We start from the raw sequence: 26,850 nt of genomic DNA, 5'->3' as shown, positions 1-26,850 counted from the left end.
CCATCTTCTTGAACGGGCTCTTCAAGTGCTGGAGCTACTTTGTTGTCTTCAAATAGCTGTTTACAGAATTGGCTAATACGGCGAAAAATAATACACCTCGTGATACTCGAATAAATTGATTAAAAATCTGGCGGGTATAATACATTAAATGTGATGCAATGAGTATATGTGCAAAGGGGCTAAAACCGCTTAATGCACAACCACGACTGCATTTATTCACTATGTTGCCAGGTTTGTTGCTGCTAATACGATTTCTTTGTGTTTTGGGATCCGATCTAGGCTAAATTGTGCCACCGCTTGTTGTAGCATCACCTCGACCGCATCTACATCGACCTCTGGCTGGCCTAAAAAGCTCAACGCAGCATTGATACTGGCTTGTGGTTGCTTGGTGTCTATTGCAGGGGCGTGGTTTTGTTTCGATAATTTAAAGCCTTTTTGGGCGCATGCTAATGGTAAATGTAACCATTGTGGGGCATCTAAGCCTAATAATGAAAATAAACTAATTTGCCGGCAGCTGGCTTCGAGTAAATCACAACCCCTAACGACCTCAGTAATACCTTGGTAAGCATCATCTAGCACTACGGCTAATTGGTAGGCATATAAACCATCACTGCGTTTAATGATAAAGTCTTCTGCTGCAAAGCGCTTATCTACCGTCACTTCACCTTGAACTAAGTCGTTGAAATTATCAGCGTTAGCCTGATTGCGTATGCGAATAGCCCCTTGAGTTAAGCGTGGCTGACGTAAACCGCAGCGACCATCATATATGCCACCATGTGCTTGAATGATTTTACGAGTACATTGACAAAAGTAGGCTTGATCATGACGAATTAACTCATCAATTTGCTGTTGATAAGCATCATAACGTTGTTGTTGGTACAACACTGAGCCATGCCAATGTAATCCGTAGGCGTCGAGCGTACGCAAAATGTCGTCACTGGCACCTATTATTTCACGAGGGGGATCGATATCTTCAATTCGAACAAGCCATTGGCCTTGTTGACTGTGTGCACGAAGGTAACTGCCTAAAGCAGCAATTAGCGAGCCAAAGTGTAACGGCCCAGAGGGAGATGGCGCAAAACGTCCAATGTAGTGAGGTGTGCTCATGAGGATGAATTTTTTGGTCGATAAATTCGCATAGGCGTAATCCATTGTGTGGTTACGCTACTACGCGGTTTATTTTTAGATTAAAGCAATCAAAAGGGCGAGATAATCTCGCCCTAATAAATAACAGACTAACCCGCCATTTGTTTTTCTTTAATCTCAGCGAGCGTCTTACAATCGATACACTGATCGGCAGTAGGGCGTGCTTCAAGACGACGGATACCAATTTCGATACCACAAGAATCACAGAAACCGAAATCGTCTTCTTCGATTTTCTGTAATGTCTTTTCAATCTTCTTGATCAGCTTACGTTCTCTGTCACGAGCACGGAGTTCTAAGCTGAATTCTTCTTCTTGTGCTGCACGGTCAACAGGATCAGGAAAGTTTGCTGCTTCATCTTGCATGTGAGTTAACGTACGGTCGACTTCTTCACGCAATTGGTTACGCCATGCTTCGAGGATCAGTTTAAAGTGACCACGTTGCTTGGTATTCATATACTCTTCACCAGCTGACTCCTGGTAAGGAGCTACACCAGCAATAGCGAGTACGCCAAGTGTTTTAGTGCCTTCAGGCATAACGCATCTCCTGTAATCATTTGCGTTTTAAGGGCGTCTTAACTTATCGGCCGCTATGTCTTATTTTTACGGCCGCTATCTATAGCAGAAACTCTATAGCTAGGCAAATTTTTTACTCAGTATTTCAGTGTTTTTTGATCACAGCATCACATTACAAGGTCCAATTATTTGGCTTCCTTGTGGTGACAGTTCTGTTTTATAAGCTAACACTTCAACACCCTTAGCAACGGCTTGTTCAAGTAAGTCTGCGTATTGTGGGTCTATATGTCGCGCGGGTTTTACGGTCGATATGCCACTGTGCTGTACCACAAACAATAATACTGCTCGGTGGCCCATTGTGACCATATGAATAAGTTCGCGTAGATGCTTTTGTCCCCGCGTAGTGACGGCATCAGGAAAATATCCCACTTGGTCTTCTAGCAAAGTACAACTTTTCACTTCAATATAGCACTCTGGTAGGGTTTGGCTAGTGAGCAAGATATCGATTCTGCTATTTTCACTGCCATATTTTACTTCGCGCTTTAACGTGTCATAGCCGAGAAGTTCAGTAATAACATGTTGATTGATGGCTTCTTCTGCGAGGGCGTTTGCGCGTCCGGTATTAATACCGATTAAATGCTGTTGATCCGTCTGCATTAGCTCCCATGTATGAGGGTATTTACGCTTGGGGTTATCTGAGGTTGAAAACCAAACCGGTTCACCAGGAAATAGGCAGTTTTTCATCGAACCCGTGTTAGGACAATGAATCGTGATGACTTGCCCATCGGGTAAGGCTACGTCGGCCAAAAAGCGTTTATAACGTTTGAGTAAAACACCCGTTTCTAATTTGGGTTCAAATTGCATGCGTATCAATATGCCATAGGTTCATTTACAACAATACTAACAAATTTTAGCTTGGTTTATCGATTATGTTTTGTCTACACTACTGCCATTAGCTCGTATAAACGTTTGCTCGGTAGACTAAGATATTTGCGCCGTTTGGCGCACAACAAGGAATCATTATGGATATTATGACAGTAACGCTCACCATTGAAGCTCCTGCTGCCCATTGGGGCAAGGCTGATGTGACGTATCAAGGTGCTCAAGCTTTGATTCATTTATCTGGCTCGGAAGAATTGCGCCAGGTTCAGATGGCAGCAAGAAAAATACGCAATCAAGGCGTCAATGTTGTGCAATTAGCCGGTGATTTGTGGAGTGTTCACACTCAATGGGCATTTGCACAAGGTTTTGCCACTGCAAAAGCGGGTTATCAAGTGCTGTGGTGTGGCAGTGATGCTGATCAAGCGACCTTAACTCAGCGCGCTGAAGCAGCACAATTTGCTCGTAAATTAATTAACGACACCCCAGAAGATTTATCACCTGTAAGCTTGGCAACACAGGCTGCAGCATGGCTTAAAGACATTGGTGGCGACAAAGTCAGCTTTAACATTGTTGAAGGCCAGGAATTATTAGAAAAAAAATGGGTCGGCATTCATGCTGTTGGCCGTGGCAGTGAACGTCCACCTGCTTTACTTGAGCTTGATTTCAACCCACTAGCTGCAGATGCACCTGTTTCAGTAGCATTGGTCGGTAAAGGGATTACCTTTGACTCAGGTGGTTATAGCTTAAAATCATCTGAAGGTATGCTCGCCATGAAGTGCGATATGGGCGGCGCTGCAACTGTCACTGCAGCATTAGGCTTGGCGATGAAAGCTGGATTAAATAAACGAGTCAAACTGTTTTTATGTTGCGCAGAAAACTTAGTCAGTGGCCGTGCATTTAAGTTAGGTGATGTCTTGACCTATAAAAATGGCACTACAGTTGAAATCGTTAATACTGACGCCGAAGGTCGTTTAGTGTTAGCCGATGGACTACAAGCCGCATCAGATACTGGCGCACCATTAATTATTGATGCCGCCACTCTGACTGGCGCCGCAGTTATGGCTGTGGGTTCTAACTACAATGCGATTTTCTCGCCGCAAACAGCCACGTTACAACTTGCACAAAAGCGTGCTGCTGCTGTGTCTGAAAACGTATGGCCTTTACCGTTAGACCCTTGGCACAAAGATATGTGCCCATCGGCTTATGCTGACACGGCAAACAGCCGTCCTGCAAAAGGGGGCGGCGCTGGCGGAGCATCAAATGCCGCAGGTTTCTTATGGCGTTTTGTGTCACCAGAGGCAAACTGGTTACACGTTGACTTAGCTGGCGCATTTGAGTCTTCAGCTTCGGCATTGTGGGCCGCGGGTGCAACCACTCACGGCGTATTGACCATTGCTGAGCTATTAAAAGATTAGCAACACAAGCCTTTTAACAAAAGACAGCTAAAATCGTGCTGTTAAAGATGACCACTGATAATGAACCTCTATTATCAGTGGTTTTTTATTGCGTTAAAGGCCAAGAGGCTAAAATTGAATAATTAACTTGGTGCGAATGGTTGCTCGATTGATACAAATGTAAATGTGTTGGTTCGAGCTGTAATTTTGTTGTGCATCGCAATTTGGCTAATGGCGGCATGTTAACATGACGAAATACACTCACATGGGGTGTATATTTTTTTTGGCTAATATAAAAGTTGTTGCGTTCGGCTATTTCAATTATTGTGCGTGCCATTGTCGTTAAGGGTTCTGTTGCTTGGCCTGCTAAGCAAACTAACTTAGCCTGTGGCCAAAATGTGTGGCAGGTTAAATTTTGGCTAAACTGGATTTTAGGCATGGCTTCAATTTCATTGAGTAATTGGAGGTAACTGGTCGGATCTACTTGACCCAAAAAGCCGAGAGTCATGTGTAAATTGTGTAGGTTAACCGGCCTAGCAGTAGTATTTAAAAATGGCGCAAGCTCAAGCTGTATCATGGATATTTGTTTTATTTGCGGTTTCGCTAAACTAAAACCGACAAATAATCGTTGCGGTAAAGTAATATGCATAAGCGTTGCCTTTATTAGTAATGAGTTGAAACCCAAACACGAATAGATTATTAATACAGTATGATACAAAACTAATGTCGTTATTGTTGAATGTCTAAACTACACTTAGTTGAAACGTCACGATAAAATAGCGCACGTTTTTATCCCTGAGCAAATTGAATTGCAAACCTTGACTGAGTTGATGAATGGCAGATAGCACCCAGCAACTATTGAAAAGTGTGTTCACAAATGGACCTATTGAAGGGAATAATACCTCTGTATTAGAACTGCTCAATCGGGCACTAAAACTCGTCTGTAGTCGACTAGATTGTAGTGCTGCCTTTATCATCACAAGCCAGTTTGATAAAGTATTTGCCGTAGACAGTGATATTATTGATACGACAGAACAGCAATGTGTAAGCTATTTTGGTCAGTCGCCAGATGTGCAGGTATTATTTAATCAAAGCGTCAATAACAATCTTCGCTTGTGTGAAGCCTTGTTTACTCATGTACATCCCATCATTTATTCCGCAGTCGATAATAAGCCCGCCGCTACCACAGAGCCAATAATTCTTGAGCATTTGCTGCAAACGTTTTCGTCACTGAAAATTGATTGTCAGCAGCTTGCGATAAGCCCTGTGATCAGTGTAGGTAATGTTAAGGTTGTATTAGCCACCTTATGTGTAGCAGATCAAACAACGATTGCAGAGCAACAACCTGACCCCGCCGCGTTTATCAATAAGCTCCTTGATGACACAGCTTATCAGTTAGCGTCATCGCTGGAGTTACGCCGTTTAGCGGTGGTGCTTGATAGCAAAGATAAGCAATACCAAGAGTTATTTCAATTATTGCCGATGGCATCTTCGTTAGTTGATTTACATAACAATGTCGTGCTGCTAAATGATGTGTGGCAGAGCACACTATCAATTAAGGTTAATGATAATTTATTTGACCTTTTACGCCCAGAGGACCATCCGTTACTTAACGATACACTGCATATCGTTAGGGAAGGTATTTTGCGTCAGGCCTGGTGTGAAATTCCGCTTAAAAATGGCATTAAAAATCATTGGTACAAATTCAGTTTTTGTCATGCATTAAATCGCCAGCAACAATTACTGTTAATTGTTGAAGATGTGAGTGAACGGTACCGATTAGCTGATGAACTGTCGTTTCATTCTAATCATGATGTGTTAACCGGATTACCTAACCGATTGCAGTTTGAAAACATGCTTGATGAACTGCAAAAAGAAGATGACCATGCGCCTGCTTGTATTGCGTTTCTCGACCTTGATCAATTTCAAGTGGTTAACGATCTTAGCGGCCATCAGGCTGGCGATCTGTTATTGCAGCAAGTGGCTACTCGACTCAAACAATTACTACGTAAAGGTGATGTCGTTGCGCGTTTAGGCGGCGATGAGTTTGGTTTGTTAATGCATTATTCAGATGCGACCTCGGCGCAATTGGTGGCAAAACGTATTTGCCAGCAGCTGTTTGGTCATGAGTTTACTTGGAAAGGCATTAAGCATAATGTCAGTGCCAGTATTGGTCTTGCTCAGGTAGATTATGACGATCCAGATATTTATGGCGTAATGAGTAAAGCGGATGCAGCCTGCCGCTTAGCAAAAGAGGAAGGTCGAAACCGTTGGCATTTTTATAATCCAGACGACCCACAAATGCACACTATGTATAACCAAATGTTGGCCTCGGTAGACATTACTGGTGCGCTAGCCTTAAATCAATTTGAATTGTTTTATCAATTAATTGAACCGCTTGATAAAAAAGAAAGCGGTATTCACATGGAAATCCTGCTGCGTATGGTGCAAAGCGACGGCACCTATGTGTCTCCTGGGATATTTTTACCCGCCGCAGAGCGTTATAACTTAGCCTCGCGAGTTGATAGCTGGGTTATCGATAATTTACTCAAATGGGGCAGTGACAATCTCGACACTTGGCGAGAATTATCTATGGTGTCCGTTAACTTATCAGCAATGTCATTAGCCGACCAAAAATTCATGAGTTGGCTCGAAATGCGTTTGATGGTTGAGCCAGAGTTAGTCGATAAACTGTGTTTTGAAATTACTGAAACCGCAGCGGTAAGTCAGTTAGATCAAGCCACAGGCTTAATTGATTTGCTTAAACCTTTTGGTTGTAAATTGGCTCTGGATGATTTTGGCTCAGGCTTTTCAAGTTTTGCTTATTTAAAATGTCTCAATGTCGATTACGTTAAAATTGACGGACAATTTGTGGTGAACTTATGCAGTAATCGCAGCGACAAAGCCATTGTGGCGGCCATTTGCCAATTAGGCAAAGACATGAACTTTGAAGTGATTGCCGAATTTGTTGAAAATACCGATATTGGCGAGTATTTAAGAAATATCGGCGTAGATTACGCCCAGGGCTACGCCATTAATAAACCAACCCGACTAGCCGAATTAACCAATGGTATCCGAACACCATGGTTAACCGACTCGATCAGCATTGTCACCACAGAAGAAAGACAAGCATTAGGACTAAGCGTTGCCGATTAGTGCATGTATCCTTGCGACGTATTAGTATAAAATACGTCGTAAATAGCGATAAAAAAGTAAATGCCGTTGACCTCATCACACCCTTCATCTGCCACATTGCCAATCCATGCCGTGTTAGCCGACATGCGCACAGCATTTAATGAGCAATCACAGCTCATTCTTGAAGCGCCAACAGGTGCGGGCAAATCGACAGCCTTGCCGTTAGCCATGTTAGCCTGGCCAGAAATTAACGGCAAAATCATCATGCTTGAACCACGGCGAGTTGCCGCGCGTAATGTGGCGCAATTTATTGCAAAACAATTAGGACAAGCTGTCGGACAGGATGTGGGTTATCGGGTTAGGGGCGACACGAAAGTGAGCAAAAATACCCGGCTCGAAATCGTCACCGAAGGTATTTTAACCCGGATGATCCAGCATGACCCTGAGCTTGCTGGAGTAGCTGTCATCATTTTTGATGAAATCCACGAGCGCCATTTACCTACCGATCTCGGCTTTGCGCTCGCGCTTGAGGTACAACAATCATTACGTGATGACTTAACGATAATTGCCATGTCGGCCACGTTATCGGGCTTACCACTGAGCAACTTAATGCCCGAGGCACGGCAAATTAGCAGTCAAGGGCGTAGCTTTGATGTGCAGCATCACTATCAACCTTGCCCTGCCCAGCAACCCTGGTTAATGCATATGGCAAAGGTGATTAACGACACCGTTAATGATGCCAGTTTAAGTGAATATCAACTCGGCAGCGTATTAGCGTTTTTACCCGGTAAAGGTGAAATTAATAAGTTGGCCCGCTTGCTTCGTGAACGTTTAGAGCCAACATGGCTTATTTGCCCTTTGTATGGTGATTTAAGCCCAGCAGAGCAAGATCGGGCTATTGGGTTAACCGAACCTGGTAAGCGTAAAATTGTACTTGCGACCAACGTGGCTGAGTCCAGTCTCACTATTGAAGGGATAACAATTGTTATCGACAGTGGTTATCGGCGTGAAGCCAGCTTTAATCCTAAAACCGGCGTGACGCGTTTAGGGCTTAAGCGTATTAGTCAAGCATCTGCTGTGCAGCGAAGTGGCCGGGCAGGGCGTTTAGCGCCGGGTTATTGCGTGCGTTTATGGAGCCAGGAAGAGCATGGGCGTTTACGCAAAGTTGATGAGCCAGAAATTAGCCTCAGCGAGCTCACATCAATGGCATTAGATTGTGCCAGCTGGGGCGCAAAAACATTCTCCGAGTTGTCATTACTGACAGCACCGCCAGCCATTCATGAACAAGTTGCATGGCAGTTATTGCAGCAGTTAGCGTTAACTGACCCACAGCGAAAGTTAACCGCACTCGGGCGCCAGGCTTATGCCTTAGGGTGTCATCCGCGTTTGGCGCATATGCTGCTCAAGGCTAAACAGGTTGCTAGTGAACAATCTTTGCCGCAATTGTGCGTCTTAGCCTGTATATTGGCGGGTATTATTGAAGCGCGCGGTTTACCTAAAAAAGGCGCCGACATTCATCATTACTTAACCGAAGCTTTGCACGGGCAAATTAAACAGCAAGTGCGTCAATGGCAGCAATCGTTAGCCATATCAGGCCAGTTACAAGATGCCATAAGCCAAGCATCAACTCGAGACATCAGTTATTTGTTAGCACTCGCTTACCCCGACCGTATTGGCAAAGCACGAGGACAAGATGGTTTTTTACTCAGTAACGGTACCGGCGTGGTGATTGCCGCTGATGACAGCCTGGCACACGAGCCTTGGTTAGTGGTTGCTGATTTTCAAGAAACTCAAGGCCGTAATGCTGGGCAAGTGTATTTAGCCGCCCGACTTGACGAGCGTTTATTTGACCATGAGCTGAGCGATCTAGTCACCCGCGAAGTGCAAGGTGGCTGGGATGAAGCGAAAGGGCGATTTTTTGCCGAAAAACACACTAAAATCGGCCAGATTATTATTAAAGTCGATACTGGTATTGCTCCGCAGCGTGCTGACATTACCGCTGCATTATTAGCACAAGTTCGTTTAAAAGGGTTAACAATCCTTAATCGTGACGCGGCATTAATCCAGTTACAATACCGAGTCGAGTTAGCGCGATTTTATGCTTCAGAACATGATTGGCCGTGCTTGACTGACACCCATTTAATGGCCACCTTGACTGATTGGTTAGGGCCATATATTGAACAGGTTAACTCGCTGGCCGCATTAGCTAAAGTCGATGCGTATGGGTTAGTGAAAAACCGCTTAAGCTGGCAGCAACAAACGTTACTTGATCAATTAGTACCAACACATTGGCCTATGGCAACAGGTACCAGAGCGCCAATAAGATACCAAATGCCACTAGACGCCAATGGCGATTTTTACCACAGTGAGGTAGATCAAGGCCGAGCGGTCTTAAGCGTGCGTTTACAAGAAGCGTTAGGTTTAGCGCAAAGCCCGAGTATATTGCATGGCAAAATGATTGTGACGATGGAGTTATTGTCTCCGGCGCAACGCCCGCTTGCGGTGACTGCTGATTTAGCCAGTTTTTGGCAAGGGCCGTATGTAGAGGTTAAAAAAGAAATGCGTGGTCGTTATCCTCGCCATTTATGGCCCGATGACCCAGTGAATACCGTCGCCACTAAATTTACTAAAAAGAAAACGCCCGGTTTATAAGCAAACCGCATGTGAGTTAAGGCGAATCGATTACTGTGCAACATTAAACGAATGAAGATTTATGACAAAAAAAACGCCTAAAAAAACTAACACTAAAAAGTCAAAAGCTAAACAGTCGACCACATCATGGTGGCGTCCACTGTGGTCATTTACGTGGAAACTGTTGCTTGTTGGCCTTGCTGTCGTCACTTTTTATGCGATCTATTTAGACCAAATTATTGCCCAAAAATTTGAGGGGCAAAAATGGCATTTGCCTGCGCAAGTCTTTAGCCGCCCAATGGCGTTATATCCTGGTGCTGCGGTTAACCACCCTCAATTAATGGCCGAACTCAAATTATTAGGCTATCGCAAAGTGGCTAATCCGCGCCAAGTGGGTGAGTTTTCTGCCTCAAGTACCAAGATTGAATTATGGCGTCGCCCATTTTTGCACCCTGAGGGTAATCAAGCTGAACAACGGGTGATGATAAGCTTTGATTCAAACGGTGTGAGCTCGGTAAAGCGAATGTCTGACAAACGCGAATTGGCCGTGTTTCATTTAGAGCCGGTATTGCTTGACCGGATTATTGCTGGCGATGGCGAAGACAGATTATTTGTGCCAACAGCCGAAATGCCTTCGAGTATTGTTGATGCCCTTATTTTGGTTGAAGACCGCAGTTTTTATGATCACTACGGTGTAAACCCGTTGGCTATTGCCCGTGCAGCGCTGGTAAATATATCAGCAGGTCGTACCGTACAAGGAGGCTCGACGTTAACCCAACAGTTAGCTAAAAACTTCTTTTTAAGCAGCGAGCGCTCTATTGTGCGTAAAGTGCGTGAAGCCCTAATGGCGCTGATTATTGATTTTCGCTACAGCAAAGATGAAATTTTAGAAGCATATCTCAACGAAGTGTACATGGGGCAAGACAAGGCGCGTGGTGTTCACGGTATGGGGTTAGCCTCGCAGTTTTATTTTGGGCGTCCTGTCGGTGAGCTGACATTGTCGCAACAAGCCTTTTTAGTTGCGGTCATTAAAGGGCCGTCATACTACAACCCTTGGCGTTACCCTGAGCGGGCTCAGGATCGTCGCGACTTAGTATTGCGCTTATTGATGGAAAACGACAAACTGACCGTCGCCCAATACAAAGCTGCTGCAGAGTCGCCACTGGGTTTACGCAGTGCTAAAAAGTCAGTGCATCAAAAATTACCGGCATTTTTTGCTGTGGTAAAACAAGAGCTACGTGACCGTTATGGTGATTCATTGCTGCAACAATCAGGGGTAAAAGTGTATACCACCCTTGACCCTATGGCCCAAGAGGCGGCTGAAAAGGCAGTGTCGTCGACTATGGCGTCATTGAATAAGCGTGCTAAAAATATCCAAGTGGGCATGGTGGTTACCGACAAATACAGTGGCGGTATTGCGGCAATGGTTGGCGATAAGGTACCGGGTTATCAGGGTTTTAACCGCGCCGTTGAAATTCGACGCCCTATTGGCTCACTCATTAAACCTTTTGTGTATGCCACTGCATTAAATCAAAGCAATAAGTTTTCTTTGGCTACACCGATTGACGATAAACCGATTACCTTGAAAAACGAGCAAGGTAACACCTGGTCGCCTAAAAACTTTGGTAAAAAGTTCAGTGGGCAAGTGCCATTACTCACAGCGATTAAAGACTCAATGAACGTGCCCACAGTGAATGTCGGCTTGGCCGTTGGCGTTGATAGTGTGGTTAACACCTTACAAAAGGCTGGGTGGAGTGAGTCAGTATCGCCTTACCCATCAATGTTATTAGGCGCTGTCAATGGCTCACCCTTAATGGTGGCACAGGTTTATCAAACCTTGGCAGATGAGGGGCGTTATCGTAAGTTGACGTCGATTACCGCAGTGTTAGACAGTCAAAACCAGGCATTAGATGTTAGCCGGGCGCCAAGTTCGCAAGCAATCGCGCCAGCTACCGATTATTTAGTGCAATATGCAATGAATCATGTGGTGCGCTCTGGTACGGCTAAACGATTAGGCGCGGCCTTCCCGGGTGTGCGTTTAGCGGGTAAAACCGGTACCAGTAATGACAGTCGTGATTCTTGGTTTGCAGGCTTTGACGAGCGAAATGTAGCGGCTATTTGGGTTGGTCAAGACGACAACAGCAAAACAGGCTTATATGGCAGTAGCGGCGCAATGGCGGTCTATCAGGCATTCTTACAACAACGTCCACCGATGAGTTTGCGAATGATCCCTGTCAATGGGGTGATTAATGGCTATTTTGATCGTACCACCGGCATGGCTAAACAAGGTAATTGCGACAATATTGTGGGTTTACCAGCATTAGAAGCCAGCTATCGCCCTGCAGAGAATTGCGGTGAGCCATTATCCTGGTGGCAAAAGCTGGTGGGTGGCTAGCAAACGGCTATGCCATTAAAAGCCCAAGGTCTTGTTGACGTTGGGCTTTTTTTATATATTTGCTGCGTGGTAAGGGTGTTGCTAGGGCTTATCGAGTTGTTGCCTTAGCTTGGTAATTTCAGTAAGCATCTCTTGCTGATTTTGTTCCATCTGTAATTGATTCTGCTGCATTTGTTCAAGCGCCGCTTCAAGTTTGCTATTGATTTGTTCTTTGTGGGCTTCTTTTGCATCTTGCTCTTCTTGACGCTCGGTTTCATCCGGGGCGACAAATACCGATGCCATATAACCTGAGATGACCCCGAAAAAGCTCACGCCACTGATTATCACTAACCCACCAATCACATGACCTATGGTACTCACCGGATAAAAGTCGCCATAACCCACAGTCGAAATCGTCACTAATGCCCACCAAATGGCTTGTTCTGCAGTTTGAATATTGGCATTAGGTTCGGCGCTTTCCACCAGTAAAATGAGTACAGAAGCCGTGGCTAAAATTAACACCATGGCCACTAATAAGCTGGCTAATGTGGTTTGTTTGCGTTGGCGCAGTAACGGAATAAGCAGTGAACGGCTCATGCGGATTAAACGGATTACCCGTAAAATTTGAAATATACGTGCAAACCGTAGCGCTTCAATGGCAGGAATACTGGCAACAAAATCTATCCAGTGGTGGCGCAGGTAGTAGGTTTTATTGCGGGCTTTGAATAAACCATAAAAAAACTTACTCAAAAAAATCACACAAATGCTGCTGTCGATATACAGCAGCACTTTATTGGTTTCGGTATCTAAACGGCCAAAAGTAATGGTCAGTACGATGACTACCGACACCAATGACAACACCATCATGGCTAACTCAAATGGACTGGGACCATCTATATTTTTAAGTGTCCAGCGTTTAGATTCAAACATGAATTAAGCCTGTTTAATTAATTGTTAAGCATGAGTGGTTATCATAACAAAAAACGCACAAGGCGCGAGCCTAGTGCGTTGTTTAAATCAGCTTTAAGTAGAGTTAAGTCGACGAGGTTTTATCAACAAAGTGAACTAGATCATCAAGTACGCGTTTTTTGATCTCTAACTGAGCATCACTATCTAAGCCATATTTTTGTGCCAATAGCACGTAGTCTTCACCACTTAACGATACGGTTAGTCTAGGGCGTTTAGGTCGTTTAGAGACCGATAATCCGAGGATGGTGCGTATTTGATCAGACGGACTTACGCCTTTATCTAAAGCGGCTTTACGGATGGAGTATTGAAACTTTTCATCTAGATCAAAAGCCACTTGCGTGGCTTTTGCGGCTTGTTGGTTTTTAAGCCATTTATCCGGTAACGGTTTACCTGAACTCATAACAAGGTTATCTCCTACTTGTATCAGCTTGCCGGCCAGTAGTCTCTAATATCGGATAGTGGGCGATATAAGGTCAACATAACTTCGGTGTCGCCGCCTTCGTATACTTCAATATCAACAGCATGAGTGTCTTGATTATTGACTAGACTATAGCCTTCAAAACCTTCACCTCGGTTGCCATTGTCGTCTTGTGGAGGGGTTAAACCACGATAATCCTGGCGATGGAAATAACCAAATCCTGCAAATTCAACTTGATGGTATTCATCACTTAACCATTGGCCAAACTCAGCGTCAAGCTCTGCAGATAAGGTGTTTGTCACCAAAGTGGCTTTACCGGGTTCTTCAAAGATTTCAGCAAAGGCATCAAGGTCAAATATCTGCTCTACATCTGCGCGGTTGATTTTGATTGAAATACTGAGGTAAGACTCGTCTTCTTGAATGTAAGACAGAAAGATTGCGGTGCCGCTATGGCCACGTAATAAGAATTCACAAACCTGCGAGCGCTGGTATTCATAGGTATGAATGGCTTCAACCTTTAGCTGTTGCCCGCGCAGTTGCGCGGGCAAAGCAAAACTGTCATCAAGGGTTAACATATCACCCTTGAGCAGTTTATTTGGGGGGTCAAGCTGACGCTTCGGGGCTTCTTTTTTGCCAAAAAGGCCGCTAAGAAATCCCATAACCCTTAACCTTTACGTGCTTTAATGCGGTCTAAAACTGCATTGGCGTTCGACTTTTGCTCACCAATACCGGCTTCAGCCAATTTAGCGTGTAAAGACTTGTCGCTGTTTTCGTCTGCTAAGGTTTCAGATGCTTTTAAGCGGTCATCAAACTGTTGCTGACGCGCCTTGATGCGCTCTAAAGAATCTTTAGCATTAAGCAGTTTTGAGTTGCTAGACGCAAATGAGTCGGTAATGGTTGCGGTGGCTTTTTGTACGCTTTCAGTGGTTTTAACCATGGTTAATTGACGTTGATAATCAGACAATTGACGCTCGGTCTTTTTCACTAAATCTTTTAAACGTACCGCGTGAGCACTAAAGCTGTCGTTGGCCGTTTGTTGCTCTGCAAGCTCTTGGTCTAGCTGAGCAATTTTTTCTGCAACTTCAATGGCTAATGCTTCATTGCCTTTGTCTAGCGCCTGGGTAACATAACCTTCGTGTTCAGCAACACTGCGCTTTAGACGATCAATTTCGCGGCTAGCTTGCATTTCTTTGGCCATCACGTCAGTTAGCTCACGTTTAGCTTTAGTTAAATGCTTTTCTGCATCACGGATTTCTTGTTCAAAAATACGGGTTGAGTTAGCGTCAACGATAGTCTGGCCAACTTCAGTTGCACCACCACGAAACGCTGTAAGAATCTTGTTTAGAATGCCCATAGTTGGCTCCTTAGTTTAAAAATTCGACGAGTTCGTCGATGACTTCCAGACAGTTGTCTGACAGTACTGCTAATTCTTGTTCAATTTCTTCCATGCTTGATTGCACAGATAACGCACCATACACAACGTACTTATCATCAATTTTGGCAAATGAAGATAATGGCATTGGAATGTTGAGCTCTAACATGGTCTCAAACATTTCAGCGCGGCGGGCTTGGTTAACTTCGTTTTCGCCCCACAGATAACTGATACACAATATTTGGTTGTCAGTTACTGATACAAACACCGGAATTTCTTCACGGCCTACAACATTAACTTGTAACACTTCAACATCACCATCAATGGGATAGCAGTCAAACTGAAAGCCGGTTTGGCTTTGGTCGCATAGTCCGTTTAGGTGACTCGCAATAGTATGGATGTTCATATTCGTCCTTAATTGACATATTATGTCTGTAAGTAAAGATAACACTCAGACATAATATGTCAAGTGCTATCTAGTCCAATTAAAAAAGATTAATTACTTCGTTCTCTGACCAAGCTGCTAAGTGGTAATGATACAACTGTAAAGAACCAATATCGTTTATCTTGATCTTATCTATATCGTCGTAAAAATGTTTTGGAAATTCAAATGATGCATGGATAAGGCCTGGCGTTAGCCAGTCCTCTGGCACCGGGATTTCATCAATGGCGGCTAATCTTTGTTGTGGATTTTTGCCCATCTTACTGCCAATACTCCAGCCCCATTCACCAAAACTTGGCACATTATGATGATATTGTTTGACGTTAAAGCCCGCTGCACTGAGGGTTTTACCCACAGAGATAAAGGCGTTGGGCGCATGATAAGGTGAGGTTGATTGCACCGTGATCACGCCATCTGCACTAAGTAACTCGTTGAGTTTGCGGTAAAATAAATCAGAGTAAAGTTTATTTAAGTCAGGGTGACTTGGATCGGGCAAGTCAACAATAATCGCATCAAAGAGTTGGCCGTTTTTCAGCAATTTATCAACGCCATTAAAGGCATCGTCAACCATTAAGGTTAAACGAGGATCGTTGAGCGCATCACCATTAAGCGCTAATAATGCATTGCTGAGATCCGTCGGCATGTCAGCTGGTGGATTTTTAAATATCGCTAATAAGTCTTGGTCTAAATCCATCAGAGTAACAGCCTTGGGTTGCCATTTTAGTACTTGCTTAAGCCCAAGACCGTCGCCCCCACCAATAATTAATACATTGTCATGACGGGCACTTGCGGCCAAGGTTGGGTGCACTAAAAAGCTATGGTAGATGTGTTCATCGCTGCTGGAAAACTGTAAACGGCCATTGATGTACAAATTGTACACGGGCGCAAGGCCACCACCGCGAAGCCGCTCTGTAAAGTTAAGTTGCTGAAAACGAGTGGCCTTGGCATAAACCACTTTATCTTTGTACAACAAATTATTAAAGTGCTGTTCCCATGCTGGACCTTTAATGGCTAATAAACCTATCACCACACTGGCAATAATATGGCCAATGAGCAGCCATTTTGCATGACGAATTTGTGCCCAAAAACGCCATATAAACGCAAGACCCGCCAGTAAGTTCACACTGGCCGTTAATGCCGCAGCAAGTTGAATATCGATGGCAAGCATAAAGCCAACCCAAATAGCAGCACCAATACCCGCACCAATGTAATCGGCACCATATATGGTGCCGGCGTTATGCAGTAAGTGTGCTTCAGATAATGATTGCCGTACTCGGGCAATTAATGGGATTTCCATACCAATCATTAACCCCAGCAATACGCCCCAAACGTAAGGTAAGTATTCGCTTAAGGTTTGCAAGCTGGCAATAAAACCGCCGTTAGGTAAATGGTCGGGTGGTAAGCCAAGGGTATTGGCAATGGTGAGGGGTAATTGCTGACCAAAGCCAATTACCGCTGCGGTAATGATAATGGCAAATGAGCCACACAATGCCACGGTGAGTTCGAGCATAGCAAAACCGGTAAAAGCGCATTTGATTTTACGGGCAGCAAATGCACCAACACCCATCGACACAATCATTAAGCCAATCATGGTGTAAATGGCCGCTTCTAACGCACCTAAAATGCGCCCGGCATAGTGTGACAATAGGTATTCGTAAATCAGGCCGCATCCCGCTAGCGCAGCCATGATGCCCAGTAATAGGGCATCATCGAACCACGACACATTGCGAGAGACTGGAGGGCTTTGCTCTTTGCCCCCTTGTGGTAATGCTTCGGGACTAGGGTTAAGCAAAGGGGTTGTCATAAATTACGCCATCAACGCCGTTAAAATAAGCGCAACTGCAATACTGATTGCCATTTCTACTGCGGCAATACCGATGTTGTGTTGCTTTTCAACTTCTTCTGCCAGGTTGATGCCCGCTAAAACCAGCTTTTTCACAAGTGCAATTAGCAATGACAAGGCCACTAACATAATTAACGAGAACACAAACCAACCGATAATATTGGTTACGTAAGCTGTTGGCTGATAAATAATAAAGTGACTGGCTGCATTAAAGCTTAATGCCATGGCTATCATGTAACCGCTGTGACGCAGTGCTAAAGCGGTTTGGCCTTGTACTAATGCGTGTTGCATGGAGGCGTTTTGATTGCGTTTTGCGTAACGACGTTCACGTAAACGCGTTAATAATACCAACATTAATTGTGAGATTAAAAATGCGCTAAAAATAGCGATAAAGGTGTTTACGGTAATATCTTCTGCCCACATCAACACAGCACGAATGATAATGGCGGTGGCAATGGCTGCAGAAGCATCAACCACGGCAACGGATACATTGCCTTTCAAAATTTCGGCATTTTTAGCAAATTCGTTTAAAGCGATTTTGTCATGTAAAAAGCGGCCAAGTTTAATCAGCACTAAACCAAATAAACCATAAGCTGACATGCCAATGGCTTCGGTTAAATACGATGGAGCAGCTTCGCCGGTAATCGCACCCGTTAGCACAATACCTAATGCGGCTATCGCCCCCGCGGTACTAATACCAAAGGCAAAATTATCACGTTCAGCCAGTTCGGCACTGCTGTTAACTTTAATGCTCCAGCCTTGTAAGTAACGCATCAATGCCAGCAACACAATCGCGATACTTAAGTCGATTGCTAAGATGATCGCCAGAGGTTGAGTTAAGCCATATTCTTGAAAAAATGTCATGGGGAGTCCTTACCTATTTACCACGGCTAACACCGCGACTAGTGCGGCTGCTTGAGTTGCGGAAACTGCTGTCTTTAGAGTAATTCGAACGAAACTTGCTGCTAGAGCTTGCCGTGCGAGTCGTGCTGCTGGGTTTTGGTGCACTGGTGCTTTGGCGTGACAAGGTTGTTGAGCCTGTGCGAGTTTTAGCATATGGGCTATCAAATCGTTTACCCTGGCTGTCAAAACGTTTTTTGGTTTGTTCAAATGTTTTGGCTTGAGAGGTGGCCTGTTTTGGCGATGTGTAGCGATAACGGCCGACATCGTTGTAGTAGCTATAACCACGACGGCTCGACCAATTGTCGTAATAAATGGGGCGGGTAAAGTTAGAAAACATCGCGTACATGCCATACCAAGCCCAAAAAGACGTGCCATTTGAGCCAGTTTGCCAGCTACCATAAGCCGGGTTACCTACTAATTGGCTGCCAGGTTCAGTGCCATCAGTGCCGTTTGCTAAGGCTTCTGCTTCACGGCTAATGGCATTGACTCGGGCCAATTGACCTTGAGACATGTCGGCGACCACGTTTACTGGATCCGATAACATATCGTTGTATAAGCTGGTGTCTGCAGCTTGATATACGTTTTGAGCTTCAGCGAGTTGTTGGTCTAAATCAACAAAATTTGCGCTGTTGCTCAAATCCTTATATCTGCGAGTTAGCGACTGAAACATAGGCCCGTCGGTGCCCGCATCTTTGGCTAATTCATTTAACAAAGGGGCTAAATCAGGCTGACGCTTAGCTAAAATACTGGTGTATTGCTTCAATAAATTGGCATTGCGCAATTGATCGCCATCGAGCGATGTTGATAATAATTTCAGACGCTGTTGCGTTAATTGCTGGTACTTGGCAATTTGCTCAGGCCTTTCATCGCCACAAGCACTGAGCGTTAGCGCGACAATCATCACGGTTATCAATGTGAGTACACGGGGGAGGTGACCTACCATGTTTTCTCCAAAATGTAGATTTTTCATGTGCTAATTCAATATGACACAGGTTATAGTAATCTTGATGTCAATGATATTAATCTGCATCAATAGACAGATCATTAGATATAGCATTCACGACATAATATGTCCAACATTCATTTTCTTTAGGGATATTAATTGCCATGCAAAACCAAAGTAACAAGGTGTTATCTGCGGCGCTAGTCGAAACAGCAGATCGTTACTGGTTAAGACTCTGTGAAGTTTGGCCTGAAGCGACAACCGAGTTGTCCAAAGTTCAACAACAAGAGTTAATGTCGGTGTTTGCTTTAAGTGACTATATCGCTGAGCAATTATGTCGCCGTCCTGAATGGATAGTGCAACTGTTTGATGGCCTATTAGATGACATTGACCGAAGCCAATTTGACAGCGAGTTACATGTTCAATTAGCAGATGTAACTCAAGAAGAACAGGCTAAATCAGTGTTACGTCGTTATCGAAACTTACAAATGGTGCGCTTAGCATGGCGCGACTTTTTAAATTACACCCCAGTAGAAGAGTCACTTCTTGACTTGTCATCGCTTGCAGAAGCCCTTGTTATTGCAGGTCGCGATTGGGTTTATCAAGACATGTGCAAGCAATTTGGTACGCCAACGAGCGCCGAAGGTAAACCGCAACCATTATTAATTTTAGGCATGGGCAAGTTGGGTGGCCGTGAGCTCAATTTTTCATCTGACATCGATTTAATTTTTACCTTTCCTGAGCATGGTGAAACGGTTGGCGGTCGCCGCGCACAAGCTAATCAACAATTTTTTATCAAAATGGGTCAGCGCCTAGTCAATATTCTTGATCAAGTGACGGTTGATGGTTTTGTATTTCGTGTCGACATGCGCCTGCGTCCATATGGTGAAAGTGGCCCGTTAGTAGTTAGCTTTAGCGGATTAGAAGATTATTACCAAGAGCAAGGCCGTGATTGGGAGCGTTATGCCATGGTGAAAGCCCGCGTATTGGGCCCGTGGAGCGGCTATTGCGATGAACTGCACGACTTATTACGCCCATTTGTGTATCGCCGGTATATCGACTTCTCGGCAATTGAGTCATTACGTAAAATGAAGCAATTAATTGCCCAAGAAGTCAGACGCAGGCAATTAACCGACAATATTAAATTGGGTGCAGGCGGGATCCGTGAAGTGGAATTCGTGGTGCAAAGCTTTCAGTTAATTCGCGGAGGACGCGAGCCTGCGTTGCGCCAACAAAGCTTATTTGGTGCCATAGATACGTTATACAGTTTGGGACAGTTAGAATATTTAGCCGTTGATGAGCTTAAACACAGTTACATTTTACTGCGCCGAGTGGAGAATCTACTTCAAGCCATTGATGACAAGCAAACGCAAACCTTGCCCAATAACGATCTTGATTGGCAACGATTGTGTGTACCGCTAGAGCTTAATGACGAAACACAGTTGCGCGAACAAATTCATCATGCAATGGCTACCATTCATGGCCACTTTAATGCCACTGTGGGTGGTAGTGATAACCATGAATATAACGATCATTGGTCATCGCTAGTCTGGAATATTCAGCAAGATGAAGATGCGTTAGCTCTACTGCAAGAGCAGCAGATTGAAGACGAAGCACTGTGGCCGATGTTAAGTGATTGGCGTCAAACGGTGTCTAAACGCTCTATTGGTCCTCGTGGTCGTGAAACGTTAGACAAACTGATGCCAAAACTGCTTGAAGAGTTATTTAATCAATCGACTCCCAGCTTGGCATTTAAGCCGGTGTCTAACGTGTTGGACAAAATCTTAACTCGTACCACTTACCTTGAGTTGTTATGTGAAAACCCAGGAGCAAGGCAGCAATTAGTGAGCTTATGTTGTGCCAGTCCTTGGATTGCACGAGAACTGGCTAACTTTCCCATGCTGCTTGATGAGCTCATTGACCCATCGCAGTTATACGATATTACCTCCATTGATGATTATCCAAGTGAGTTACGCCAATATTTACTGCGCGTGCCAGAAGATGACATGGAGCAGCAAATGGAAGCGCTGCGACAATTTAAGTTGTCGCAGCAGTTAAAAATTGCTGCTGCTGATGTCACCGGGGTATTGCCGGTTATGCAAGTAAGCGATCATTTAACTTTTTTAGCTGAAGCGATTATTGAGCAAGTGGTGTTGCAAGCCTGGCATCAAGTGTCTGAACGCCATGGCGTTCCTGAAGGAACTAGCCCAAGCAATATGGGCTTTGCGGTCATTGGTTATGGCAAATTAGGCGGTCTAGAACTGGGTTATGGTTCCGATTTAGATTTAGTCTTTTTACATGGCCATAGTGGCGCAGGCAGCACTAATGGGCCTCGCTCAATTGATAACAGCCACTTTTATTTAAAACTGGCTCAGCGGATTGTGCATTTATTTGCAACTCGCACTACCTCTGGTGAGCTATACGAAGTTGATATGCGTTTGCGTCCATCGGGTGCATCGGGTTTGTTGGTCAGCGAAATTGAACAGTTTGGCCAATATCAGTTAACTGAAGCCTGGACCTGGGAGCATCAAGCATTGGTTAGAGCGCGATTTGTTTTTGGTGATTACACCCTGGCAGGGCGCTTTAGTGACTTACGTGGGCAAATATTGCAACAAGCGCGCAATCAAACCGACCTTGCCAAAGCGGTGCGCGATATGCGGATAAAAATGCGCGATCATTTGTTGCACGTTGAACCTGGACAGTTTGATCTTAAACAAAGTGCCGGCGGCATCGCCGACATTGAGTTTATTGCCCAATACTTAGTGCTTGCTTATGCGCATCAACATCAAGAGTTGACCATTTGGTCTGACAATGTGCGGATTTTTGAAGTACTTGCTGACCTAGAGTTGCTGCCCGTGATGCATGCACAGCACCTAACGCAAACGTATTGTTGGCTACGCGATGAAAACCATGAACTAACATTGCAACAATTGCCCGGTAAGTTGCCTCACCATACAGTCGAGCAAAAAACAGATGCCGTGATTGAAATTTATAATGAAATTTTACAGCCTTAATCTATTTTAAATTTGAAATAGCAACACTTTACTGCTTTATTTATATCAGGTAAATCAACTAAAAGGTTGCGTTAATGCTGCTTGCTCCGATACCCGAAAATGAGCACACACGCCTCGAAACACTTCGAGGCTTGAACGTGTTAGATACTGAAACAGAAGAGCGCTTTGATCGTATTACTCGCTTAGCCAGACGCTTGTTTTCAGTATCGATCAGCGTGGTGAGTTTAATTGACAGTGACCGACAATGGTTTAAATCAGTGCAAGGCCTCGATGTATGTGAAACCAGCCGCGATATTTCATTTTGCGCCCATGCGATTAATCAGTCTGATGTTATGGTGGTGCCCGATGCGCTGCAAGACTCGCGCTTTTTCGACAATCCATTAGTGCTCGCCACGCCCAATATTCGTTTTTATGCTGGGTTTCCGTTGACCATGCCTAATGGTATGCGAGTCGGCACCTTATGCATTATTGACAATAATCCCAGAACCTTTGATAAACAAGATATCCAAGCCTTAGAAGACCTAGGTAAGCTTGTTGAAGCTGAGTTGATATCGATTCAACAAAACACCCTCGACCCGTTAACTGGCATCACTAATCGCCGTGGCTTTGAATTACTGGCAGCAAAAACCATTGCCAATAGCGATAGGTTATCACTCAGTACGAGCTTGGTTTTTTTTGATTTAGATTATTTTAAAGCCATTAATGATGATTATGGTCATGAAGAAGGTGATGTTGCACTCACCACATTTGCAAAATTATTAATTGAATGTTTTAGGGAATCAGACGTTATCGCTCGCTTTGGCGGTGACGAATTTGTGGTGTTGCTAAGCCAAAGAGAACAAACCAGTGTCGATGTAGTGCTCAAACGGTTTAGCGAATTAATTGTCCAACATAATCAACAATCAAACAAACCGTATCGACTGGCTTACAGTCAGGGTATTGTGAGCCGAAGTGCAAAACAAGATTTAGATCTTTGTGAGTATTTAACCTTGGCCGACAAAGCAATGTTTGTTGATAAAGCAAAACACCATAAGCGTGACTAATTGCTAGGCTAAGATAACAAAAAGCCAACGTCACTATCGCGTTGGCTTTTGTTCAATGTAGATTGGTATTACATCATCAATTGCTCAATCCACAACTGGTAAATCGGTAAACCGATTAGTACGTTTACGGGGAAGGTTATTCCTAATGACGCCAACATAGCCAGACCAATATTGGCATCTGGAATCGCGGCTTTAATCGCCGCAGGTGCTGCAATGTATGATGCACTGGCACTGAGGGCTGCTAATACTAAAATACTGCCAGAGGGTAAATCCAGAGCCATACCTAAGCCAATCCCCGCCCACGCCAACACAAACGGTATTACAGCAGCAAAAATTAATAATCGCCATTGTTTGTATGGAATGGGAAAGCACACTTTAGCTGTGCTAATGCCCATTTCTAATAAAAATAACGCTAATAAGGTTTTAAACCCGGCAAGCAGCATCGGTGTTAATGGCGCCATACCCGTAGTGCCGTACATCCAACCGATAGCCACGCCACCGCACAGTAATACTACGCCGCGGCTTGTTAGTGCTTCATGCAAAATACTAACCGCAGAGGAATGCACTTCATTACCAGCCGTTTTAGCTTGCAGGTAACGGTGTAACCACAACATGATAATAATGGCGGGCAGCTCAAGCAGCACTAAATATAACGTGGTTTCAGGGCGTAAAGGCCATTGTGACTTATCAACCATCGCCATCACGACAGCAAAGGTACCCGCACTCACAGAACCATAATGAGCGGCAATGCTAATGGCTTCTTTTTGCGGTAATTTAATGAGTTTTCGTAAAAGCGGGTACAAACTCAGTGGGGTGATAAAACCTAAAGCAATGACCGCTAGTAATTCTGATATTGCTAGATTGGCTGTTTCACCGTGTAATGCCATACCGCCTTTAAGGCCAAGGGTTAGCATCAGTAAAATAGACAAGGTTTCGTAGGTGGCTTTGGGAACTTTTAAATCTGACTTTATCAGCCCAGCAATCAAGCCAAGGGCAAAAAAAGCTATCACAATATCAGGCATCGTCTTGGCTTCTGTCTGTTATTCTGCAGGTTATAGAGTAGGGCGATTTTGCCTTGTTGTTTGGCGAAAGGGAAATGATTTAACTTTATTTATAACAATATTGGACAGTATTAATATTGCAGGCGTATTGTAGAGAGTGTGTTGTCCATAGGATGATTATTATGAAAAATGAAATTGATATTCAACGTGCGCTCAAGGTGTTTAATAAAGTCACCCAATACGGTGAAAAACGCGTAACGAGCCACGAGGAAGGCAGTAACAGTATTTATGGTGATGGTTACCATTTGTGTGGCATCAACGCCCAAACCGATCACGATGGCTACACCATTGTCTTATCTGACGTTCAAGTGAGTTTAACGGTGTTTTTTCACAATAAATACCAATTCGAATACCCAACACTCGATGCATTAGACAATTTTTTACGTCGTTTTACCGACGTTGAAAGTTACCAGGTTGCCAAGGCTATTTGATTGCTGCGCTTAATGCCCATTGTTGCATTTCTATTAGGCGGCTATAAGTACGCCTAAATTCAAATGTCAGTGCACCAGTGGGGTAAAGGTCTTCTAATGCCCATTGACTGTGTATGATCAAAATGACTTTTTGATCATACATTTCGTCCACCAAACTAATAAAACGTCGAGCGGGGTCGTCTTCGCTGGCATACGCCAATTGTCGCTCTCCAGTCGCCGTCGCTTGTGCACCATCTTCTGTACCTCTTGCCCTAATCCAGCTGCGTACTTGTCCACCCAGCAGCGGCACATCACTGAGTAAAATATGGCTAAACTGGCCGGCAATCTCAATGTAATCTAATGTCGATCTTGGCCCTTGGCACAATGCGGAAAACTCAAACCAAGCATAGTCTCCGTGCTGAGCTTGTATGGCAATGTCACGTTGACAAATGCGCAATGTATGTTTGGCTTTTGGTGCAAGATGATGTTGTTCAATTGGGCTGTTTTCATCAACTCCTTGATTGCATAATTGAGCAAACATGTTTTCGGGAGTCAGGGCTGATGGTAGCTCCAACCATTCCGGCTTAGAGCTGCTTTGCGGCCTAGCCTGATGATTGAGCCGATGATCTTTATCTCCACTTAGATGGATCTCATGAGTGTATTGATGTAATAGGTCAATAGTAGGTAAAAACCTGTCTCTCTGTAAACCGTTTTTATATAAGTCGACAACCGGAATATTAGAGGTGGCGACTAAGGTGACTCCTGATTGGAACAAGGTTTCAAATAATCTCGCCAGCAAAATGGCATCACCAATGTCTGACACAAAAAACTCATCAAAACAGATTATTTGATACTGCGCCGCTATTTGTTTAGCAATATGGGTGAGTGGGTCACGGATCCCTGAGGTTTGGTTAAGCTGCTGGTGGAGCATGGCCATAAAACGATGAAAATGCAGCCGCAATACGGTGTTTTGTGCTTGTTTAGGATGTTGGCTTAGGCACTGACAAAATAAATCCATTAAAAATGTTTTACCTCTCCCAACATCTCCCCACATATATAAGCCTTTATTGATGGAGGATGAATGAATAAATTGTTGGTATAGCGCATCTAATGCTAACAAGGCCTCTTGCTGGGCAGGGTCGGTTGTTATTACTGTTTTTTCAATGCGTTGTGAGCTAGTACTTATTGCTCGTTGGTAAGCCTGTAATGGCGACATTGCCTGAACGGTAGGGGAGTTAGGGCTTGCAAATGGCGCAAGAGCATCTACCGATGAATACATGGCTAAACTTTGTTTGATTGATGGTTTTTGTGAATGATTAGCCCCTTTATTAAGGGGGTCTTTTGCTGCGTATGTAGGCTTATGCTTGGGATCAGTCGTTGGCATAACAGTTCGGGCTATTTATTGATCTAGGTACTATAGCATGAATAGTAAGCTTTATTGTGTAGCCCATTTACTTTAAGATTTGTCACTACCTGTAACAATTTATACAAATTATATTAACTATCTGAGCAGGTTAGATAATTAATGTGATAGGTATTAAACCCTAATAAGGACAGCAAGTGAATAATAACAATAAGGGGATAACCTACATTGGCGCTGACATGTCACTCGAAGGTGACATGACCATTCAAGGTCCAGCGATGATTGCTGGTAAGACAATGGGCACGATTCGTTCAAGCAGTCAAATCAATATCGCAGTCGGTGGTGAGGTTGAAGGTGAGGTCTATTGCCAGGAGATGCGTGTATCGGGCGTCTTTAAAGGTAAGTTGCATTGCAACAAACTGATCATTGTCAGTTCGGGTGTGGTCGACGGTGAAGTATCTAGCCACCAAATGGAAATATACGACGGTGGCCAATTTGTAGGTATGCGGAGTAAAGGCCCTGACGAATCAGTTTTGCCACCTGCCACATCATCAACAATAAAAATGCCAACAATGCAGGACAGCCACAGCAAAACATCTTCTGGTAAGTTGGCTTATGCCGCCGTTGCTGCGGCGGTGATTATTGGCGGCGTGTTACTGCAGCCTACTATTAGTTCAGTATTAAATAATGATCAAGAACTGCCGTTACAAGCGAGTGTGAATACTGATGCATCAGAGAGCGACATTGCGCAAAATGCTGCATTACTATTGCAAGACGTTGAGCAGCAAAATGCGTTTATAGAACAACAAGAAGAGTTAATCGGCGCAGGCCAATCTGATATCAACACCGCAATGGAAGACTTGCATGCATTAGAGCAAACCAGTCAAGAGCTCGGCGACACCTTACACGATGATGAGCAACAATTTGAAGACAGTGAGGCCGAGTTATCACTGCCGACAACATCCAATAAACCTTGATAAAAAATGGCCTGGTCA

22 protein-coding genes are annotated in these 26,850 nt (G+C 44.2%); 8 read left to right on the top strand and 14 right to left on the bottom strand.

Annotated features, from left to right (window positions below):
• Positions 1–219: 219 nt before the first annotated feature.
• From gluQRS to sfsA, 3 genes are all read right to left on the bottom strand, one after another.
• The gene (gluQRS, locus tag IEY42_RS00405; RefSeq protein ID WP_188923415.1) at positions 220–1,107 is read right to left on the bottom strand and encodes a tRNA glutamyl-Q(34) synthetase GluQRS; all 888 of its coding nucleotides are present in this window, start codon (positions 1,105–1,107) and stop codon (positions 220–222) included.
• Positions 1,108–1,235: 128 nt separating this feature from the next.
• Positions 1,236–1,679: an RNA polymerase-binding protein DksA gene (gene dksA / locus IEY42_RS00400; protein WP_188920244.1), complete on the bottom strand. Its 444-nt coding sequence runs from the start codon at positions 1,677–1,679 to the stop codon at positions 1,236–1,238.
• A 138-nt stretch (positions 1,680–1,817) separates the two neighbouring features.
• Positions 1,818–2,522 (bottom strand): DNA/RNA nuclease SfsA, encoded by a 705-nt coding sequence (sfsA, locus tag IEY42_RS00395; RefSeq protein ID WP_188923414.1) that lies wholly within the window; start codon positions 2,520–2,522, stop codon positions 1,818–1,820.
• Between the two features lie 158 nt (positions 2,523–2,680).
• Here sfsA and pepB point away from each other — a divergent pair, with 158 nt between their 5' ends.
• Complete coding sequence (gene pepB, locus IEY42_RS00390) at positions 2,681–3,955, top strand: aminopeptidase PepB (protein WP_188923413.1); 1,275 nt, start codon at positions 2,681–2,683, stop codon at positions 3,953–3,955.
• An 85-nt stretch (positions 3,956–4,040) separates the two neighbouring features.
• Here pepB and thpR read toward each other — a convergent pair whose 3' ends face one another.
• Positions 4,041–4,583, bottom strand: a complete 543-nt coding sequence (gene thpR / locus IEY42_RS00385; RefSeq protein WP_188923412.1) for an RNA 2',3'-cyclic phosphodiesterase — start codon at positions 4,581–4,583, stop codon at positions 4,041–4,043.
• A gap of 185 nt (positions 4,584–4,768) precedes the next feature.
• On the opposite strand from thpR, the gene IEY42_RS00380 reads away from it, so the two are divergent.
• The 3 genes from IEY42_RS00380 (at position 4,769) to mrcB (ending at position 12,095) form a co-directional block, all read left to right on the top strand.
• Positions 4,769–7,090, top strand: a complete 2,322-nt coding sequence (locus IEY42_RS00380; RefSeq protein WP_188923411.1) for a putative bifunctional diguanylate cyclase/phosphodiesterase — start codon at positions 4,769–4,771, stop codon at positions 7,088–7,090.
• Between the two features lie 66 nt (positions 7,091–7,156).
• Entirely contained in the window at positions 7,157–9,721 is a 2,565-nt protein-coding gene (hrpB, locus tag IEY42_RS00375; RefSeq protein ID WP_268244257.1) for an ATP-dependent helicase HrpB, read from the top strand.
• 61 nt (positions 9,722–9,782) lie between these two features.
• Positions 9,783–12,095 carry a penicillin-binding protein 1B gene (gene mrcB, locus IEY42_RS00370; protein WP_188923409.1) on the top strand — a complete coding sequence of 771 codons (2,313 nt, stop codon included), beginning with the start codon at positions 9,783–9,785 and terminating at the stop codon, positions 12,093–12,095.
• Positions 12,096–12,176: 81 nt separating this feature from the next.
• On the opposite strand, the gene IEY42_RS00365 is transcribed toward mrcB, so the two are convergent.
• From IEY42_RS00365 to IEY42_RS00330, 8 genes are all read right to left on the bottom strand, one after another.
• Positions 12,177–13,004 (bottom strand): potassium channel family protein, encoded by an 828-nt coding sequence (locus IEY42_RS00365; protein WP_188923408.1) that lies wholly within the window; start codon positions 13,002–13,004, stop codon positions 12,177–12,179.
• A 103-nt stretch (positions 13,005–13,107) separates the two neighbouring features.
• Positions 13,108–13,443 (bottom strand): hypothetical protein, encoded by a 336-nt coding sequence (locus IEY42_RS00360; RefSeq protein ID WP_188920229.1) that lies wholly within the window; start codon positions 13,441–13,443, stop codon positions 13,108–13,110.
• A 23-nt stretch (positions 13,444–13,466) separates the two neighbouring features.
• Positions 13,467–14,120 carry a hypothetical protein gene (locus IEY42_RS00355; RefSeq protein ID WP_188923407.1) on the bottom strand — a complete coding sequence of 218 codons (654 nt, stop codon included), beginning with the start codon at positions 14,118–14,120 and terminating at the stop codon, positions 13,467–13,469.
• 5 nt (positions 14,121–14,125) lie between these two features.
• Entirely contained in the window at positions 14,126–14,815 is a 690-nt protein-coding gene (locus tag IEY42_RS00350) for a PspA/IM30 family protein (RefSeq protein WP_188923406.1), read from the bottom strand.
• A gap of 10 nt (positions 14,816–14,825) precedes the next feature.
• Positions 14,826–15,239, bottom strand: a complete 414-nt coding sequence (locus IEY42_RS00345) for a YjfI family protein (protein WP_188920223.1) — start codon at positions 15,237–15,239, stop codon at positions 14,826–14,828.
• Positions 15,240–15,318: 79 nt separating this feature from the next.
• On the bottom strand, positions 15,319–17,079 hold the full coding sequence (locus IEY42_RS00340) for a polyamine aminopropyltransferase (protein WP_188923405.1): 1,761 nt from the start codon (positions 17,077–17,079) through the stop codon (positions 15,319–15,321).
• A 3-nt stretch (positions 17,080–17,082) separates the two neighbouring features.
• Positions 17,083–17,982 (bottom strand): DUF350 domain-containing protein, encoded by a 900-nt coding sequence (locus IEY42_RS00335; protein ID WP_188923404.1) that lies wholly within the window; start codon positions 17,980–17,982, stop codon positions 17,083–17,085.
• Between the two features lie 13 nt (positions 17,983–17,995).
• The gene (locus IEY42_RS00330) at positions 17,996–18,964 is read right to left on the bottom strand and encodes a hypothetical protein (protein WP_188923568.1); all 969 of its coding nucleotides are present in this window, start codon (positions 18,962–18,964) and stop codon (positions 17,996–17,998) included.
• A 158-nt stretch (positions 18,965–19,122) separates the two neighbouring features.
• On the opposite strand from IEY42_RS00330, the gene glnE reads away from it, so the two are divergent.
• Both glnE and IEY42_RS00320 read left to right on the top strand, forming a co-directional pair.
• Positions 19,123–21,978: a bifunctional [glutamate--ammonia ligase]-adenylyl-L-tyrosine phosphorylase/[glutamate--ammonia-ligase] adenylyltransferase gene (gene glnE / locus IEY42_RS00325; protein ID WP_188923567.1), complete on the top strand. Its 2,856-nt coding sequence runs from the start codon at positions 19,123–19,125 to the stop codon at positions 21,976–21,978.
• A 74-nt stretch (positions 21,979–22,052) separates the two neighbouring features.
• Positions 22,053–23,021 (top strand): GGDEF domain-containing protein, encoded by a 969-nt coding sequence (locus IEY42_RS00320; RefSeq protein ID WP_188923403.1) that lies wholly within the window; start codon positions 22,053–22,055, stop codon positions 23,019–23,021.
• 68 nt (positions 23,022–23,089) lie between these two features.
• On the opposite strand, the gene IEY42_RS00315 is transcribed toward IEY42_RS00320, so the two are convergent.
• The gene (locus tag IEY42_RS00315; protein WP_188923402.1) at positions 23,090–24,043 is read right to left on the bottom strand and encodes a sodium-dependent bicarbonate transport family permease; all 954 of its coding nucleotides are present in this window, start codon (positions 24,041–24,043) and stop codon (positions 23,090–23,092) included.
• 161 nt (positions 24,044–24,204) lie between these two features.
• Between IEY42_RS00315 and IEY42_RS00310 the strand changes: the two genes are divergently transcribed.
• The gene (locus IEY42_RS00310; RefSeq protein WP_188923401.1) at positions 24,205–24,513 is read left to right on the top strand and encodes a DUF3081 domain-containing protein; all 309 of its coding nucleotides are present in this window, start codon (positions 24,205–24,207) and stop codon (positions 24,511–24,513) included.
• Here IEY42_RS00310 and zapE read toward each other — a convergent pair.
• Positions 24,506–25,708: a cell division protein ZapE gene (zapE, locus tag IEY42_RS00305; protein WP_188923566.1), complete on the bottom strand. Its 1,203-nt coding sequence runs from the start codon at positions 25,706–25,708 to the stop codon at positions 24,506–24,508. The genes IEY42_RS00310 and zapE overlap by 8 nt on opposite strands.
• 344 nt (positions 25,709–26,052) lie before the next feature.
• Here zapE and IEY42_RS00300 point away from each other — a divergent pair, with 344 nt between their 5' ends.
• A complete protein-coding gene (locus IEY42_RS00300) occupies positions 26,053–26,832 on the top strand; it encodes a bactofilin family protein (protein WP_229779830.1) in 780 nt (259 codons plus the stop codon).
• Positions 26,833–26,850 lie beyond the last annotated feature (18 nt).

The sequence above is a fragment of the Shewanella algicola genome (genome assembly GCF_014648035.1).
Taxonomy (GTDB): Bacteria; Pseudomonadota; Gammaproteobacteria; order Enterobacterales; family Shewanellaceae; genus Shewanella; species Shewanella algicola.
This window is presented reverse-complemented; position numbering and strand designations above follow the sequence as displayed.

Bases quoted from the DNA above. Each gene is read 5' to 3' on its own strand.
- gluQRS (WP_188923415.1), bottom strand. From the start codon at position 1,107: ATGAGCACACCTCACTACATTGGACGTTTTGCGCCATCTCCCTCTGGG.
- dksA (WP_188920244.1), bottom strand. From the start codon at position 1,679: ATGCCTGAAGGCACTAAAACACTTGGCGTACTCGCTATTGCTGGTGTA.
- sfsA (WP_188923414.1), bottom strand. From the start codon at position 2,522: ATGCAATTTGAACCCAAATTAGAAACGGGTGTTTTACTCAAACGTTAT.
- pepB (WP_188923413.1), top strand. From the start codon at position 2,681: ATGGATATTATGACAGTAACGCTCACCATTGAAGCTCCTGCTGCCCAT.
- thpR (WP_188923412.1), bottom strand. From the start codon at position 4,583: ATGCATATTACTTTACCGCAACGATTATTTGTCGGTTTTAGTTTAGCG.
- IEY42_RS00380 (WP_188923411.1), top strand. From the start codon at position 4,769: ATGGCAGATAGCACCCAGCAACTATTGAAAAGTGTGTTCACAAATGGA.
- mrcB (WP_188923409.1), top strand. From the start codon at position 9,783: ATGACAAAAAAAACGCCTAAAAAAACTAACACTAAAAAGTCAAAAGCT.
- IEY42_RS00365 (WP_188923408.1), bottom strand. From the start codon at position 13,004: ATGTTTGAATCTAAACGCTGGACACTTAAAAATATAGATGGTCCCAGT.
- IEY42_RS00360 (WP_188920229.1), bottom strand. From the start codon at position 13,443: ATGAGTTCAGGTAAACCGTTACCGGATAAATGGCTTAAAAACCAACAA.
- IEY42_RS00355 (WP_188923407.1), bottom strand. From the start codon at position 14,120: ATGGGATTTCTTAGCGGCCTTTTTGGCAAAAAAGAAGCCCCGAAGCGT.
- IEY42_RS00350 (WP_188923406.1), bottom strand. From the start codon at position 14,815: ATGGGCATTCTAAACAAGATTCTTACAGCGTTTCGTGGTGGTGCAACT.
- IEY42_RS00345 (WP_188920223.1), bottom strand. From the start codon at position 15,239: ATGAACATCCATACTATTGCGAGTCACCTAAACGGACTATGCGACCAA.
- IEY42_RS00340 (WP_188923405.1), bottom strand. From the start codon at position 17,079: ATGACAACCCCTTTGCTTAACCCTAGTCCCGAAGCATTACCACAAGGG.
- IEY42_RS00335 (WP_188923404.1), bottom strand. From the start codon at position 17,982: ATGACATTTTTTCAAGAATATGGCTTAACTCAACCTCTGGCGATCATC.
- IEY42_RS00330 (WP_188923568.1), bottom strand. From the start codon at position 18,964: ATGGTAGGTCACCTCCCCCGTGTACTCACATTGATAACCGTGATGATT.
- IEY42_RS00320 (WP_188923403.1), top strand. From the start codon at position 22,053: ATGCTGCTTGCTCCGATACCCGAAAATGAGCACACACGCCTCGAAACA.
- IEY42_RS00315 (WP_188923402.1), bottom strand. From the start codon at position 24,043: ATGCCTGATATTGTGATAGCTTTTTTTGCCCTTGGCTTGATTGCTGGG.
- IEY42_RS00310 (WP_188923401.1), top strand. From the start codon at position 24,205: ATGAAAAATGAAATTGATATTCAACGTGCGCTCAAGGTGTTTAATAAA.
- zapE (WP_188923566.1), bottom strand. From the start codon at position 25,708: ATGTCGCCATTACAGGCTTACCAACGAGCAATAAGTACTAGCTCACAA.